12 protein-coding genes are annotated in these 15,885 nt (G+C 67.9%); 3 read left to right on the top strand and 9 right to left on the bottom strand.

Going from position 1 to position 15,885, the window contains the following annotated elements; translation table 11 throughout:
- The first annotated feature begins 49 nt into the window (after positions 1-49).
- On the top strand, positions 50-1,036 hold the full coding sequence (locus NX774_RS06985; RefSeq protein WP_258822710.1) for a zinc-dependent alcohol dehydrogenase family protein: 987 nt from the start codon (positions 50-52) through the stop codon (positions 1,034-1,036).
- A gap of 116 nt (positions 1,037-1,152) precedes the next feature.
- Here the strand turns inward: NX774_RS06985 and NX774_RS06980 are convergent, their stop codons facing one another.
- Positions 1,153-1,590 (bottom strand): universal stress protein, encoded by a 438-nt coding sequence (locus NX774_RS06980; RefSeq protein WP_258821469.1) that lies wholly within the window; start codon positions 1,588-1,590, stop codon positions 1,153-1,155.
- Between the two features lie 89 nt (positions 1,591-1,679).
- The gene (locus NX774_RS06975; protein ID WP_258821468.1) at positions 1,680-2,513 is read right to left on the bottom strand and encodes a universal stress protein; all 834 of its coding nucleotides are present in this window, start codon (positions 2,511-2,513) and stop codon (positions 1,680-1,682) included.
- Between the two features lie 130 nt (positions 2,514-2,643).
- Between NX774_RS06975 and NX774_RS06970 the strand changes: the two genes are divergently transcribed.
- The gene (locus NX774_RS06970) at positions 2,644-5,358 is read left to right on the top strand and encodes a bifunctional acetate--CoA ligase family protein/GNAT family N-acetyltransferase (RefSeq protein ID WP_258821467.1); all 2,715 of its coding nucleotides are present in this window, start codon (positions 2,644-2,646) and stop codon (positions 5,356-5,358) included.
- On the opposite strand, the gene NX774_RS06965 is transcribed toward NX774_RS06970, so the two are convergent.
- The 6 genes from NX774_RS06965 to NX774_RS06940 form a co-directional block, all read right to left on the bottom strand.
- Complete coding sequence (locus NX774_RS06965; protein WP_258821466.1) at positions 5,312-7,879, bottom strand: cation-translocating P-type ATPase; 2,568 nt, start codon at positions 7,877-7,879, stop codon at positions 5,312-5,314. The genes NX774_RS06970 and NX774_RS06965 overlap by 47 nt on opposite strands.
- An 85-nt stretch (positions 7,880-7,964) precedes the next feature.
- Positions 7,965-8,402 (bottom strand): universal stress protein, encoded by a 438-nt coding sequence (locus NX774_RS06960; RefSeq protein WP_258821465.1) that lies wholly within the window; start codon positions 8,400-8,402, stop codon positions 7,965-7,967.
- Between the two features lie 274 nt (positions 8,403-8,676).
- Positions 8,677-10,644 carry a peptidase U32 family protein gene (locus NX774_RS06955; protein ID WP_258821464.1) on the bottom strand — a complete coding sequence of 656 codons (1,968 nt, stop codon included), beginning with the start codon at positions 10,642-10,644 and terminating at the stop codon, positions 8,677-8,679.
- Between the two features lie 89 nt (positions 10,645-10,733).
- The gene (locus tag NX774_RS06950; protein ID WP_258821463.1) at positions 10,734-11,123 is read right to left on the bottom strand and encodes a carboxymuconolactone decarboxylase family protein; all 390 of its coding nucleotides are present in this window, start codon (positions 11,121-11,123) and stop codon (positions 10,734-10,736) included.
- Between the two features lie 112 nt (positions 11,124-11,235).
- Positions 11,236-12,237 carry a TRAP transporter substrate-binding protein gene (locus NX774_RS06945; RefSeq protein WP_258821462.1) on the bottom strand — a complete coding sequence of 334 codons (1,002 nt, stop codon included), beginning with the start codon at positions 12,235-12,237 and terminating at the stop codon, positions 11,236-11,238.
- A 69-nt stretch (positions 12,238-12,306) separates the two neighbouring features.
- A complete protein-coding gene (locus NX774_RS06940) occupies positions 12,307-13,404 on the bottom strand; it encodes a tartrate dehydrogenase (RefSeq protein WP_258821461.1) in 1,098 nt (365 codons plus the stop codon).
- 87 nt (positions 13,405-13,491) lie between these two features.
- On the opposite strand from NX774_RS06940, the gene NX774_RS06935 reads away from it, so the two are divergent.
- Positions 13,492-14,406 carry a LysR substrate-binding domain-containing protein gene (locus NX774_RS06935; protein WP_258821460.1) on the top strand — a complete coding sequence of 305 codons (915 nt, stop codon included), beginning with the start codon at positions 13,492-13,494 and terminating at the stop codon, positions 14,404-14,406.
- 17 nt (positions 14,407-14,423) lie between these two features.
- On the opposite strand, the gene NX774_RS06930 is transcribed toward NX774_RS06935, so the two are convergent.
- Positions 14,424-15,782 (bottom strand): serine hydrolase domain-containing protein, encoded by a 1,359-nt coding sequence (locus tag NX774_RS06930; RefSeq protein WP_258821459.1) that lies wholly within the window; start codon positions 15,780-15,782, stop codon positions 14,424-14,426.
- Positions 15,783-15,885: the final 103 nt, after the last annotated feature.

Raw genomic sequence — 15,885 nt, 5'->3', positions numbered from 1 at the left:
CGCACGACCTGGTGCGCGCATGAGCGACGCGCACCATACGGATTCGACCATGCTGGCGATGGTGCTGGAGCGGCCCGGCGAGCCCTTGAAGGCAACCAGGCTGCCGATTCCCGCGCCCGGACCGGACGAGGTGCTGGTGCGCGTGCTGGCCTGTGGCGTGTGCCGGACCGACCTGCATATCGTTGACGGCGAACTGCCGCCGCACCGGCTGCCGCTGGTTCCGGGGCACGAGATCGTCGGCATCGTTGCCGCCGCGGGTGCGCAGGTACAGGACCTGCGCGTTGGCCAGCGCGTCGGCATTCCGTGGCTGGGCGGCGCCTGCGGCCAGTGCGAGTGGTGCACGAGCGGGCGCGAGAACCTGTGCGAGTCGGCCAGCTTCACCGGCTATGACCGCGATGGCGGCTACGCCGAGTACACGGTGGCCCGCGCCGACTTTTGCCTGTTGCTGCCTGGACTGTACGACGACCGCCACGCGGCGCCCCTGCTGTGCGCCGGGCTGATCGGGTACCGGGCGTATGCGATGGCGGGGCAGGGCCGGCGGCTGGGCCTGTACGGGTTCGGGGCGGCCGCGCACATCATCGCCCAGCTCGCCGTGGGGCAGGGCAGGGAGGTGTTTGCCTTTACCCGCCCTGGCGACGAGCACTCGCAGCAGTTTGCCCGCTCGCTTGGCGCAAGCTGGGCGGGCGCGTCGGGAGATGCGCCGCCAAAACCGCTCGACGCGGCCATCCTGTTCGCGCCCACCGGTGCGCTGGTGCCGCAGGCGCTGGCCGCCAGCAACAAGGGCGCGACCGTAGTCTGCGCGGGCATCCACATGAGCGACATCCCGTCGTTCCCGTATTCTTTGCTCTGGGGCGAACGCTGCGTACGGTCGGTCGCCAACCTGACGCGCGCGGACGGTACGGCGTTCATGGCGCTCGCCTCGCAAGTGCACATCCGGACCTCGCCCGTCGTGTATCCGCTGGCGCAGGCGAACCAGGCACTGGAGGACTTGCGCGCGGGCCGCTTTGACGGTGCCGCCGTGCTCGTCCCGGGTTAGCCAGCGGGTTAGGCCGCCGCCGGCATGCCGTCTGCGGGCACGCGTGTGCACAAGGATTCAAGCGCCCACGCTGCAGCGTCAGGCGCTTGCCGTGCCGGCGCTGCTCGCCCTGGCTGCTAACGGAAGACCAGGACCGGCAAGGTGCTGTGCGTCAGCACCTTTTGCGTTTGGCTACCGAGCAGCACGCCCTTGATGCCCTTGCGCCCGTGCGAGGCCATGGCGACCAGGTCGCATCCCTTGTTGTGCGCCGTGGTGATGATGGCGGTGTAGGGCTCGTCCGCATCCACCGTGACGCTGTCAAAGGGGATGCCGGCATTGCGCGCCAGCTCTTCCACCGGCGCGAGGCATTCGGCGCAAATCCGGTCGCGGTTGCGCCGGTATTCCTCGTACGCCTCGTCCACCACGATGGGTTCGTAGCTGAACAGGTGCAAGGGCGCGCTGGAATGGAGGATGGTCAGGCGCGCGCCGATGTCGGCGGCGAAGCGGACGCAGTGAGCGGCCGCCACCAGCGATGCCGGAGACCCGTCTGTCGGAAAGAGGATGTGCTTGAACACGGTTTTTCCTTTTGCCCGAGAACTCCGAGCAGTGTGCACCCGCCCCGCACCGCGTACGTTTGATGGCCATCAATCGTGTGACCCGGCGACTAGTGCGCCATCAGCACCGGCACGGTCATTGCATCGAGGACGGTGCGGGTGACGCCGCCCAGCAGCAGTTCGCGAAAGCGCGCGTGGCCATAGCCACCCATCACCAGCAGCCCGGCTTGCTGGTCGGCGGCCAGCGACAGCAGGGCATTGCCGTCGCTGATGTCCACCCTTTCCTCGAGCACGTTGGCGCGCACGCCGTGCCGGCCGAGCCAGGCGCCCAGGTCGGCGGCATGTGCGGCAAGGGTGGCCGCGCCGCCACGCTCGAACTGCACCACGGTGACCGAAGCGGCCAGGCACAACAGCGGTAGCGCATGGCCCAGCGCGCGCGTTGCCTCGATGCTTTCGTCCCACGCCACCAGCGCCTTGCCGCCCGGCGACCACGACCGGTCGGTGTACGGCGCCAGCAACAGCGGCCGCGCACTGTTGAGCATGACGAATTCCGGCAACGCGCGCACGGCACCGGCAACCTCGTGCGCGGGGTCGGTCTGGCCCAGCACCACCAGGTCGGCGTAGCGCGACATCAGCACCAGCGCGCCCTCGGGGTCGTCCGCGACCAAACGCGGCTCGCGCGAGGCGATGCCCTCGGCGGCAGCGATTGCCTCGAACTCGTCCAGCGCGCGCTGCGCGTGCTCGTGCAGCGACGCCGCGTACGGCGACACGACGGTACGGGCGAGCGCTGCCGTGGAATCGGGAGCGATAAAGCGCGACACCCCGGTGGCCGCCACGCCGACCAGGTGCGCGCCCTGTGCGCGGGCCAGCGCGCACGCCAGCCGAACCCGGGCTGGCGCGTGCACGGACGTGTCGGCATGCACGACGATGGTCTTGTAGCGCATGAGGCTTCCTTCCGCATTCACTGAGCGGGTAAGATGATCGCTCGGGGCGCGATGCGCCGTTTGATGTAGCTCATTGGCGCGCTGGCCTGCGCCCTTACGCTGTCAGCTTCGGCCGGACGGAGGAGAATGCATGAGTGTACGCAACCTGCAGTACCTGTTCGACCCGCACTCGGTGGCCGTCATCGGCGCGTCCGATCGGCCGCACAGCGTCGGCGCTACGGTGTTTCGTAACCTGCTGGCAGGTTCGTTCCGCGGGCCGGTGTACGCGGTCAACCCCAGGCATCGCACCGTCGCCGGCCGCCAGGCCTATCCCGACGTGGCGGCGCTGCCGGCCGCGCCCGAACTGGCCGTCATCTGCACGCCCGCGCCCACGGTGCCCGGCATTATTGCGGCGCTGGCCGCGCGCGGCACGCGGGCGGCCATCATCATCTCCGCCGGTCTTGGCGCGGCCTCCGGAACGCCTGGCGTCACCTGGCTGCAAGCGGCGCTCGACGCGGCGCGGCCCAAGCTGTTGCGCATCCTCGGCCCCAATTGTATCGGCCTGATCGTGCCTGCGATCGGGCTGAACGCGAGCTTTGCCCACACCAACGCCTTGTCCGGCCGCACGGCCTTCGTCTCGCAATCGGGCGCCCTTGTCACGGGCGTGCTCGACTGGGCCAAGTCGCGCGGCATCGGCTTTTCGCGCTTCATTTCCCTGGGCGAGGGGGCGGACGTCGATTTTGGCGACGTGCTCGATTACCTTGCCGGTGACCCGCTCACCCAGTCGATCCTGCTGTACATCGAGGATGTGCGCCACGCGCGCAAGTTCATGTCGGCCGCGCGCGCGGCCGGCCGCAGCAAGCCCACCGTCGTGCTCAAGGCTGGCCGGGTGGCCGAAGGGGCCCGCGCCGCAGCCTCGCACAGCGGCGCGCTGGCCGGCAGCGACGCCGTGTACGAGACCGCCTTCCGCCGCGCCGGCATGCTGCGCGTGATGAGCACCGAGGAATTGTTTGACGCCACCGAAACGCTGGCCCATGCGCGGCGCGGCCACGGGGAGCGGCTGGCGATCCTGACCAACGGCGGCGGCCCGGGCGTGATGGCGACCGACGAGCTGATATGCGGCGGCGGGACGCTCGCCACCCTGTCCACCGACACGCTCGCGCGGCTGGATGCGCTGCTGCCGCCATCGTGGCCGCGCGCAAACCCGATCGACATCATCGGCGACGCGCCGCCCGAGCGCTACCGCGACGCGCTGCAGGTAGTGCTGGAGGCGCCCGAGGTCGACGCCGTGCTGATGATCCATTGTCCCACCGCCATTGTGTCCAGCGCGGAGATCGCGCGCGCTGTCGTACCACTAACCCGCAACACGTCCAAGAACGTGTTCGGCTGCTGGCTGGGCGGGGACGCGCTGGCGGACGCGCGGCGAATGTGGGCCAGCGCCAGGCTGCCAGCCTACGATACGCCCGAGGACGCGATCGATGCCTTCCTGCAGATCGTGCGTTACCGCCACAACCAGCAATTGCTGATGCAAGTGCCGCCGGCAGCGCCTGCCGGCCAGCAGCCCGAGCCCGGCGTCGCCCGTGCCCTGGTGCGCGCCGCGCTCGCGTCGGGGCGCCAGATGCTGACCGAGCCGGAGTCAAAAGCGCTGCTGGCAGCCTACGGCATCCCGGTGGTCGACACGCGCAGCGTGGAAACCGTCGCCGGAGCCGTCGAGGCAGCGCATGCGATCGGCTTTCCGGTGGCGCTCAAGATTCTGTCGCCCGACGTGACCCACAAGACCGACGTCGGCGGCGTGGAGCTCGACCTGCCGGACGCCGCCGCGGTGCAGGCGGCCGCGCACGCAATGGCCGGGCGGCTGGCGCATTTCAAGCCCGGCGCGCGCCTGCTGGGCTACACCGTGCAGGCGATGGCAAGGCGGCCCGACGCGCTCGAGCTGCTGGCGGGCACCGCGACCGATCCGGTGTTCGGGCCGGTGATCGTGTTCGGCCAGGGCGGTATTGCGGTCGACATCACGGCCGACCGCGCGCTCGCCTTGCCACCGCTGGACATGGTGCTGGCGCACGACCTGCTGCGCCGCACCCGGGTGTCGCGCCTGCTGGGCGGCTACCGCAACCGCCCGGCGGTGGATACCGAAGCCGTGAGCGCCGTGCTGATCCGCCTGTCGCACCTGGTGACCGACATACCCGAGGTGCTGGAGCTGGACATCAATCCGCTGCTGGCAGACCACAACGGCGTCATCGCGCTCGATGCGCGCGTGCGCGTGGCCCCGGCGCCGCCGGGCGCCGAGCCGTACAGCCGGCTGGCGATCCGGCCCTATCCGCAGGAACTCGAACGGACCGTCACCTGGCAGGGGCAGCCGCTCACGATCCGCCCGGTGCGGCCGGAAGACGCGCCGGCCCACGTCGCGTTCTTCAACCGCCTCACGCCCGAGGACGTGCGCCTGCGCATGTTCGTGCGCCTGCGCGAGCTGTCGCCCGCGCAGCTGGCGCGCTTCACCCAGATCGACTACGACCGCGAGATGGCCTTCATCGCCACTCGCGTGGGTCCGGACGGCGAGCCGGAAACGCTGGGCGTGTCGCGCGCCGTGGCCGACCCCGACAACGTGAAGGCGGAGTTTGCGGTGACGATACGCTCGGACCTGAAAGGGCAGGGGCTGGGCACGCTCCTGATGCAGGTGCTGGTCGACTACTGCCGCGACAAGGGCATCCGCGAACTGGTCGGCGAGGCGCTGGCCGAGAACGTGGCGATCCTGCGCCTCGCGGCGCGGCTGGGTTTCCACAAAACCCAGCTGCCCGGCGAGGAAATTGTCAGCATGTGCCTCAACTTGCAAGGCCCAGGCGTCGCGCGGCCCGCCGTGCCAGCTTGAGCAAATCGAACCAGAGCACGCTGCTGGCGCCAATCGCGCAGGCCGTGCCCAGGGCCGCCAGCGGCACCGGGCCGAAGTAGAACAGCTCGGCAATGAAGGGCACCAGCACCGCCAGCGCCAGGATCGCGCAGGCGGCCACGCACACCGCCCAGGCGATCGGGTTGGGCGTGAACATGGCGCCGATGCTGGTGCGGCTGCGCGAACGGTTGGAGAAGATCAGCCCCACGTCGGCCAGCACCAGCGCGCAGAAGCCGAATGCGCGCGCCTGCGACGGCTCCAGGTGCCGCACCGCCCATCCGTAGGCCAGCAGCACCGTGAGCAGCACCACCACGCCCTGCGCAAAGCCGTAGGCCAGCGCGTCGGGCCCGAGCAGTGGCGCGTCGGGCCGGCGCGGCTTTTCGCGCATCAGGTCGCGTTCCGGCGGCTCGTTTTCGAACGCGAGCGCGCAGGTGGGCGCAATCAGCAGCTCGAGGAAGACGATGTGCACCGGGTACAGGAAGATCGGCCAGCCCAGGAGCACGGGCAGCAGCGCCATGCCGGCGGTAGGCACGTGGACCGAGACGATGTAGATCATCGCCTTGCGCATGTTCGCGAAGATATGGCGGCCCAGCCGCACGCCGGCCACGATGGACGAGAACTGGTCGTCCAGCAGCACCAGCGAGGCCGCCTGGCGCGCCACGTCGGTGCCGCGCTGGCCCATCGCCACGCCGACATGCGCCGCGCGCAGGGCCGGCGCGTCGTTCACGCCGTCGCCGGTCATGGTTACCACCTCGCCGCTGGCACGCAAGGACTGCACGATGGCCAATTTCTGCTCGGGTGCGACCCGGGCGCACACGTTGGTTGTGCGCAAGCGTTCGGCCAGGGCGGCGGGGGCGAGCGCGGCCAGTTCGTCCCCGGTGACCGGTTCGCTGTCGCCAAGGCCGGCGTCACGGGCGATGTGGCGCGCGGTGGCCGGATAGTCGCCGGTAATCATCACCACGCGGATGCCTGCCCGCTGGCACTCGGCGGTGGCGGCGGCAATGCCCGGACGCAGCGGGTCGGCAAACCCGACCAGCCCCAGCAGCGAAAAGTCGAAGGCATGTGCCTCGCTCGGCCACGGCGGGCCATCGTAGGCTGCGGTCGCCACCGCCAGCACCCGCAGCCCCTCGGCCGCGAGCGCATCCACTTGCGCGAGCACACGGTCGCGCACGTCCGCGGGCAGGTGGCACAGGTCGATGATGGCTTCCGGCGCGCCCTTGGCCCCGACAGCCGCGCTGCCCTCCGGGTCGCCGACCCATGCGTGCGACACCGCGCGCATGCCGGCCGTCATGCCGAATTCGGCCGCCTGGGTCCATTCCGGGTGCAGGTGTTCGGTGGCGCGCAGCGCGCGCTGGCCAAGCCGCTGAACCGCCTTGTCCATCGGCTCGGCCGAGTCGGCGGGGCTGGCCAGCAGGGCGAATTCGAGCAAGCGGTGGTAGGGCTCCGGCAGCGCGTCGGTGGCCTCGTTCACTCTGAGCATTTGGCCATCGGCAAAGAGCGCGGCCACGCTCATCCGGTTTTCGGTAAGCGTGCCGGTCTTGTCGACACACAGCACCGAGGTGGTGCCCAGCGTCTCGATGGCGGACAGGCGCCGCGTGAGCACGTTGACGCGGGCCAGGCGCCACGCGCCGAGCGCAGGGAACACGGCCAGCACCAGCGCAAATTCCTCTGGCAGCAACGACAGCGCCAGCGCGATGCCGGCCAGCAGGGAATCAAGCCAGCTGCCGCCGGTTGCGCGGTAATAGGCCACCAGGAACACGCTGACCGCGGCGCCGGCGGTCGCAAACACGGTGATCAGGCGCCCCACCTGCCGCTCCAGCGGCGAGCGGCCGCGCCCGACATCGCTCAGCGCGGCGCCGATGCGCCCGATGTGGCTTGCCGCTCCGACCGCCGTCACGCGCAGCAGGCCGTGGCCCTGCACGACGGTGGTGCCCGAAAAGGCGTACGGCGTATCCTGGCCACCGGCGGGACCGACCGCGCCTTGCAGCAGCGCCTGCAACGCCGTGCAGGGCTGTGTGGACTTGGCCACGGTTTCCGACTCACCCGTGAGCAGCGATTCGTCCACGGCCATGCCTTCGGCGCGCACCAGCACACCGTCCGCCGGCACGCGGTCACCCTCGCGCAGCAGGCACAGGTCGCCACGCACGACTTCGCGGCTGTCGATGAGTTCCCATTGGCCATTGCGCAGCACGGTGGCCTTGGGGCTGGACAGCTCGCGCAGCGCTTCCAGCGCGCGCTCGGACTTGCCTTCCTGGTACAGGTCGATGGCGACGGTCAGCAGCACCATGGTCGCCAGCAGCGCGCCTTCGCGCGCGTCGCCCAGCAGCAGGTAGAGCAGGGCCCCGCCCGTGAGCAGCAGGAACATCGGCTGTGTGACAGCCTCGCGCACCAGCGCCCAAGCGCCGCCCCGCGCGCTTGCCGGCAATGCGTTCGGTCCTTCCGTGGCCAGGCGCTGGCCGGCTTCGTCCGGGCTTAGCCCTTCTTCGTATTCTGTGCTGTCCATCTGGCCGTCGTGCCACGCCTCCAATGCCTGAGTTGGATGCCAGTTTAGCAGACGGCGAGCGGGCGCAAACAGGTTGCGCCCGGCACTAGCGATAGACCAGCACCGGAATGTCGCTGTGCACCAGCACCTTCTGTGTCTCGCTGCCCAGCAGCACGCCCTTCAGGCCGCGCCGGCCGTGCGAGGCCATGATGATCAGGTCGCACTTGCGTTCCTTGGCTGTCTGCAGTATCGCTTCGTACGGGTCGTCCGAGACCACCTGCGCCACTGCGCAGGGCACGCCAGCGGTGCGGGCGGCATCGGTGACAAAGGACAGGTACTTGTCGGCCTGCTTGCCGGTGGCGGCCTCGAACTCCGGTTCGGTGTCCTCGAGCATGTCGGTCTTGTACGTGAACGTGTGGAACTCCGGCCGCACGGTCAGGCCGACCACCTGCGCCCCGATCTCCTTGGCGAAGCTGATCCCAGCCAGCACGGCGCGCTCGGACAGGTCGGAACCGTCCGTCGGTAACAGGATTTGCTTGAACATGATGGCTCCTCGATTGTCCATGCCGCACAGGCGGCACGCTGCAGCCGCGCGGCGACGGGCGGGCGGCGGCATCGACGAACAGTCTGGCGCGGCAGGCGGCCGAGGGCTTGATTGCGCTCAAAGTCGCGGCCTCGATCGGCCCGCGTGAATCGGGCGATGGCGTGGCGCTGGCTGCAGTTGAACGCGTGGGCAGAATCTGCCCACCCTACACGGTGCGTGTTCGTAGCGTCGGCGGGTCTCCCGCCCACGTGTTCAACCAGCGCAGGCCAGCCCGTCAGCGCGGACGCTGGCGATGGAACACCAGCGGGCTGTACGGAATCGCGGACGGGGGAGGGGAATTGAGGATGCCCGGCTTCATCGCGCCGACCACATGCATTTCGCACGGCTTGCAGTCGAAGCGCAGCGTGTAGCGTTCGCCGCCGTTCACCAGCGTCATCGGCTCGGCGCGCACCTGTCCCTGCACGCCCTGCACACCCTTGGCCTGCTTGGGGCAGAGGTTGAACGCGAAGCGCAGGCAATGCTTGGTGATCATCAGCGACACCTCGCCCGGCTCCTCGTGCGCCTCGTAGGCAGCGTCGATCAGCTGCACCCCGTGCTTGTGGTAGAACGCGCGTGCCTTTTCGTTGTACACGTTGGCCAGGTAGCTCAGCTGGGTCTCCGGATACACCGGGCGCGGCTCGGCCGGCGCCTTGCGCTGCGGACGCTCCCAGGCCGCCAGGCGTGCCGCCTCGTGAGCGGCAATTGCGTCGCGGCGTAGCGCATTGATCACGCCCGCCGGCACGAACCATGGCTGCGACAGCGCCAGCTCGACCTGCCGGGCCTCGAACATGGTGTTGCCCAGCTTGCCCAGGCTGGCGCGCAGCGCGGATTCGGCCTGGGCGGCCTCGCGCGCCGGCTGCAGCTCGATGGCGGCATGCGTCACCGTCTCGATGCCGTCCTCGTCAACGAGCGCAAGGGACAGGCCGCCCGCGTACTCGGACAACGCCAGGTCCAGCGCCACGCGCCGCTCCGACGACTTCTTCTGCAGCGCGCCTTCCCACTGGTGGTCGCGGTTGCGGTGCACCTCGGTTCCGCTCTTCAAACCCGCGAGCGTCGCCATCGGTTCGTTCGGGTACACGCGCCAGCGCTGGCCGTCCTCGCTTTCCCCGAGCAGCTCCACGCTGTTGGCCTGGATGCCGACGGTGGCGCGCTTGTACATGTAGTTCAGGCCATCGCCATTGGCCATCGGGGCGTTGGTGACCAGGTCGAAATGATCGGCGCCGATGCGGCTCACCGTCCCCAGCAGCACGCCCACGTACTTGGGCGAATCGAAGGCGCCGATATCGTCCTGGCGGCCGTTGGCGAAGTAATCGGTGTGCCCGCGGTGGAAGTTCTTGTCCACGTCCGGCGTGAACAGCACGCGCGTGCGGCCGCTCGAGGCGCGCTCAAATTCGGGACGGCGCTCCAGGATCTCGTCCAGCAGCAGCCGGTAGTGGGCCGTGATGTTCTTCACATAGCCCATGTCCTTGTAGCGCCCCTCGATCTTGAACGAACGGATGCCCGCGTCGACCAGCGCTTCCAGGTTGCGGCTCTGGTCATTGTCCTTCATCGACAGCAGGTGCTTTTCGTACGCCACCACACGGCCCTGGCCGTCGGTGAGGGTGTAGGGCAGGCGGCAGGCCTGCGAGCAGTCGCCGCGGTTGGCGCTGCGGCCGGTGTCGGCGTGCGAAATGTAGCACTGGCCCGAGAACGCCACGCACAGCGCGCCGTGGATGAAGTATTCGAGCGGCGTGTCCACCGCCTCGCGCACCTTGCGGATCTGTTCCAGCGACAGTTCGCGCGCCAGCACCAGCTGCGAAAAGCCGACGTCGCCCAGGAAGCGCGCCTTGTCGACGGTGCGGATGTCGCACTGCGTGCTTGCGTGCAGCTGGATCGGCGGCAGGTCCATCTCCAGGAGGCCCATGTCCTGCACGATCAGCGCATCCACGCCGGCCTCGTACAGCTGCCAGATCTGCTTGCGCGCCGCTTCGAGCTCGGCATCGTGCAGGATCGTGTTCAGGGTGACGAAGATGCGGGCGCGGTAGCGGTGCGCAAACTCGACCAGGCTGGCGATGTCCTCCAGCGTGTTGCTCGCGTTGTGGCGCGCGCCGAACGCCGGCCCGCCAATGTACACCGCGTCGGCGCCGTGCAGGATCGCCTCGCGGCCGATCTCGGCGGTTTTGGCGGGCGACAGGAGTTCTAGCTGGTGGTCGAGCAGTGACATGGCGGGTTCCTCGGGAGAAGCGCGGAATTATAGCGAAATCAACCACTTATTGTCAGTGGCAAGCGCGCAACCGCCATGTGGTGGCGGGCTCAGATCGCGCCCAGGGCCTTGAGCTCGTCGTAGCCCACGCGTACCGTCGGCAGCGTGATCGAGCCGCCGGTGAGCAGGCCGATGCGCAGCGCCTCGATCACTTCCTTGCCCGAGGCGCCGGCATTCTTGGCGTTACGCACATGAAAGCGCAGGCAGGTCTCGCAGCGCTCGACCACGGAGATCGAGACGCCGGACAGTTCCTTGTATTTCTTGGGAATCGCACCTTCGCCCCAGGTCGTCGCGTACATGTCGCGGAACTGCGCGGTGAATGCGGGGTCGTTCGTGCCCATCAGGTCTTCCTTCTGGGCCGGCGCCTTGTCGGCGGCTTGTGCTGCCACGCCGGCGCACAGCGCGGCGAGGATGACGAACGTGGTGCGGATGCGATGCATGCTGTCTCCTTCTGTTGTGAGAGGCAAGCATCCTAGCAACGCATTGGCAGCATAGCAACATACATACTGCAAAGAAACGCCGGCAGGCGCCGGCGTTCCCGGGGACAAAGCGTTACAGCTTGTCCGGATGCGATCCGGTCGCCTTGTAGATCGACTCCAGCACGTCCTTGCCCACGCGCGGCTCCACCTGCTTGTACACCGGCAGCATCGCCTTCTTCAGTGCCAGCTTTTCATCCTTGGTCAGTACCACGATCTGGGTCCGGCCCGATGCCTTGATCCTGGCCAGCGAGTCAGCCTCTTCCTGGGCCGCGATCTGGTTGAAGTAGGCCGTGGTGTCCTTGACCACGCCGTCCATCACGGAGCGCAGGTTCGGCGGCAAACCATCCCAGAACTTCTTGTTCGCGATGAGCACGTAGGCGTGGTAGCCGTGGTCGGTCACGCTCAGGTACTTCTGCACTTCGAAGAACTTTTGGGTGTAGATGTTCGAGTAGGGATTGTCCTGGCCATCGACCACGCCGGTCTGCAGCGCCTGGTACACCTCCGAGAATGCCATCACTTGCGGGTTCGCGCCCAGCGCGCGCATTTGCGCGTCCATGACTTTGGACGACTGGATGCGGATCTTCATGCCGCGAAAGTCGTCGGGCTTTTTCAAGGGCTTGTTGGCCGTCATCTGCTTGAACGCGTTGTCCCAGAACGCCAGGCCCTCGATGCCTTTGGCGTCAAGCTTGGCCAGCAGGCTCTGTCCCACCGGGCCTTGCGTGACCTTGCGCGCCATGTCCATGTCGTCGAACAGGTAGGGCAGGTCGAGCGCCTCGAACTCCTTCACGCCCAGCGGGCCGAACTTGGAAAAGGTCGGGGCCAGCACCTGCACCGCGCCCATCTGCAGCGCGTCCAGCTCTTCCTTGTCCTTGTACAGCTGGCTGTTCGGGTACACCTGCACCTGGACCTGGCCGTGGGTGCGCTCTTCTGCGATCTTCTTGAAGTACTCGGCGGCCTTGCCCTTCGGGGTGTCGGTGGCGACCACGTGGCTGAACTTGATGACGATCGGCGCGGCCCATGCCGAAGCGGCGCTGGCAAAGGCACCCAGCAAGACGACCCAATGCTTGAGTTTCATGTTGTCTCCTCGTGTTGTTTTGTTTTGTTTTTGCCGCCCCGCGCCACGGGACGGCATGCTGCCGGCGGCTTAGCCTTGCAGCAGTTGCGCGATCGCGTCGCCCACCTGCACGGTGTTGGCGTTGCCGCCCAGGTCCGCGGTGCGCGGGCCGTTCTTCAGCGATTGCTCGATCGCGGTGAGGATGGCGTCGTGCGCGTCGCGGTAGCGCTGGCCGTCCGCGCCCGGCGTGTCAGCCAGGAAGGACAGCATCATCGCGCCCGACCAGATCTGCGCGATCGGGTTGGCGATGCCCTTGCCCGCGATGTCCGGGGCCGAGCCATGAACCGGCTCGAACAGGGACGGGAAGTTGCGGTCCGGGTTCAGGTTGCCCGACGGGGCCAGGCCGATCGTGCCGGTGCAGGCCGGCCCCAGGTCGGACAGGATGTCGCCGAACAGGTTGGAAGCAACCACCACGTCGAAGCGCGTCGGCTGCAGTACGAAGCGCGCGGTCAGGATATCGATGTGCTGCTTGTCGACCGCCACGTCCGGGTAGTCCTTGCCGATGGCGTCGGCGCGGCCGTCCCACCACGGCATGCTGATTGCGATGCCGTTGGACTTGGTGGCCACCGTCAGGTGCTTGCGCTGGCGCGCATTGGCCAGTTCGAATGCGTATTTGAGCACGCGGTCGGCGCCGTGGCGCGTGAACACCGACTCCTGGATCACCATCTCGCGCTCGGTGCCCGGGAACATGATGCCGCCCAGGTTGGTGTACTCGCCTTCGGTGTTCTCTCGCACCACGTAGAAGTCGATGTCACCGGGCTTGCGGTTGGCCAGCGGGCAGGGCACGCCGTCGAACAGGCGCACCGGGCGCAGGTTGATGTACTGGTCGAATTCGCGGCGGAACTTGAGCAGCGAACCCCACAGCGAAATGTGGTCCGGCACCGTGGCCGGCCAGCCGACCGCGCCGAAATAGATCGCGTCCATGCCGGACAGCTGCTCCTTCCAGTCGTCCGGCATCATGGTGCCGGTCTTCAGGTAGTAGTCGCAGCTCGCCCATTCGAAATGGGTGAACTCGAGATCCAGGCCAAAGCGGCGCGCGGCCACTTCCAGCACCTTGAGGCCTTCCGGCAGGACTTCCTTGCCGATACCGTCGCCGGCGATTGCGGCGATCTTGAACTTACGTGTCATGGCTTACCTTTCAAAAACGACCAGCAAATCATACGCCCGATCACGCGTGTACAATCAGCCTGTCCGTGAATCCACCATCAACGTAATGTGAATAATCTTCCCGACCTTGGGGACCTCCGGGTCTTCGTCGAAACGGCGCGACGTGCCAACTTTGCGCGTGCGGCCGAGGCCCTCGACGCGTCCGCGGCCTACGTGACCAAGCGCATCCAGGTGCTCGAACAGAACCTCGGGGTCAAGCTGTTCCACCGCAGCACCCGCAAGGTGGTGGTGACGGAGGAGGGCGAGCGCATCTACCAGTGGGCGCAGCAGATCCTAGATGCGGTGGACGGCATGGTGGCCGAGGTGAGTGTCGGCCGTGCCGAGCCGCGCGGCGCACTGCGCATCTGCAGCAGCTTTGGCTTTGGCCGCAACATCGTGGCGCCGGCGATTTCGCAGCTGTCGGCGCGTTATCCACAACTGAAGATCCGCTTCGAGGTGTTCGACCGGCTGGTCGATATCACCAGCGAAGGCTTCGACCTGGACGTGCGCGTGGGCGACGAAATCGCACCGCACCTGATCGCGCGGCGGCTGGCCCCGAACCACCGGGTGCTGTGCGCGGCGCCAGCCTACCTGGCCCGGCGCGGCACGCCGCGTACATTGGGCGAACTGGCGAGCCACGACTGCCTGATCATCAAGGAGCGCGACCACCCGTTCGGCGTCTGGCGCCTGCGCGACGGCACGCGCGAAGAGGTCATCAAGGTAACGGGGCCGCTGTCGTCGAACAACGGCGAGGTGGTGGTGCAGTGGGCCGTGGACGGGCGCGGCATCGCGCTGCGGTCGATGTGGGACATCGCGCCGCTGCTGGAATCCGGCAAGCTTGTGCGCGTGCTGCCGGAGTTCACGCAGGAGGCCAACGTGTGGGCGGTCTACCCGTCAAAGCTGGGCAACTCGGCCAAGCTCAGGGTGTGCGTGGACTGGCTGCAGGAGTCGCTGCAGGCGTTGATCGCGCAGCGCCAGGGCTAGCGCCCCGTCGCTGCCGCTTATCGCGCCATGATCGCGCCGCGATAAAGCGCATCGGTGATGTGCTCCTGGAAGCGCGCCTCCGACGAGAACTTGCCGGGCTGGAGCTCGGGATTGGCGCCCACGCCGCTGCTCACGTAGATCATGCCGTTCTTCGCCTGCCGGTCGAACACGAACAGCGCGTTCAGGCCCCACGACCAGCCGAGGTGGCCCACACCCGTAAAGCCGCCGCCTTCCACCAGCCGGTCCCCGCTCGCGCGGCCGTTCTTCACTTCGCTCACATCGATGAAGTGCTGGTTGCCCAGGCCCCAGGCATGGTACAGGCCGTGGAAGTAGTCGCTGTCGCCGTTGCCCTCGTTGCCGGCGCCGCCCAGGGTCCACTGGCGGCTGAACATCAGGTCCACGGTCTCTGGCTTGAGCACTTGCGTGTGCTTGTCGCGGCCGCCGTTCATCAGCATCAGCATGATCTGCGCAAGCTCGTTGGCGGAAATGCGCAGGCTACCTTGCGGCCCGAAGATCGAGCCGTTGGTGCCGATCACGTAGCGGTCCAGGCCCGCTGGCCCGGCCGGGGCCTCGTTGCCGAAATCGTCGGCCTGGGCAATCCACGGGCCGTTCGGGTCCCATACCTCGTTGCCATCCTTTTCGCGCTTGCGGTACAGCGTGGCGACGTCGTTGACGTTGGCCGGGGCGAAATCAGCCAGGTAGAAGCCGGCCTTGAGCCGCATGGGGTCGAACACCAGGCGCCGCATCAGGCGGTCGAAGCGTTCCCCGCCGGCGCGCTCCATGACGGTGGCGATGATGCCCCAATTGAAGTTCACGTATTCGAAATACGTGCCGGGCGCTTGGGTGCTCGACCACATGTCGCCCTTGCCGTAAAAGCGCCCGCCGGGCACCAGCACGTCTTTGAGGTTTACATCGGGCGCCCATTTGAAGCCGCCTTCGTCGCGCAGCGACGAGGTATGCGTGAGCAGCATGCGCAAGGTGATCGGCCGGTCCGGGAAGTGCGGGTTGCGCAGGCGGTAGCCCAGGTAATCGCTGATGTCCGCGTCGAGCGACAGGCGGCCCTGCTCGACCATCTTCATCGTGCCCAGCGCCGTCACGAATTTGGACACCGACGCGATCCGGTACATGGTATTGGCGTCCGCTGGCTGCGCGGGCGCCGTCGCGGTGGCCAGGCGCTTGCTGCCCAGCTGCTGGGCATACACGATTTCGCCGTGACGGATCGCCACGACGGACAAGCTGGCCAGCGGCATCGCCGGATCGCTCACGATGGCCTGCAACTGGCGTGTCAGGCCGGCTGCCTGCGGTTCGGGCAGCGCGGCGGCCGACGCCGTGGTCGAGAGGATGGACAGGGCAAGCATCGTGAGCGCCAATTTCATGAAGTCTCCGAATAAGTTTTGATAGTGCCGGGTAGGGTGGGCAGGTCTCCTCCCCACGCGTTCAGGTGACGCCTGTTGTAGTTGGACGCGTGGGCAGCAAGCT

The sequence above is a fragment of the Massilia agilis genome (assembly GCF_024756255.1).
Classification (GTDB): domain Bacteria; phylum Pseudomonadota; class Gammaproteobacteria; order Burkholderiales; family Burkholderiaceae_D; genus Telluria; species Telluria agilis.
Note: the sequence above shows the minus strand (reverse complement) of the source record. Positions and strands in the feature narration are given on the sequence as shown.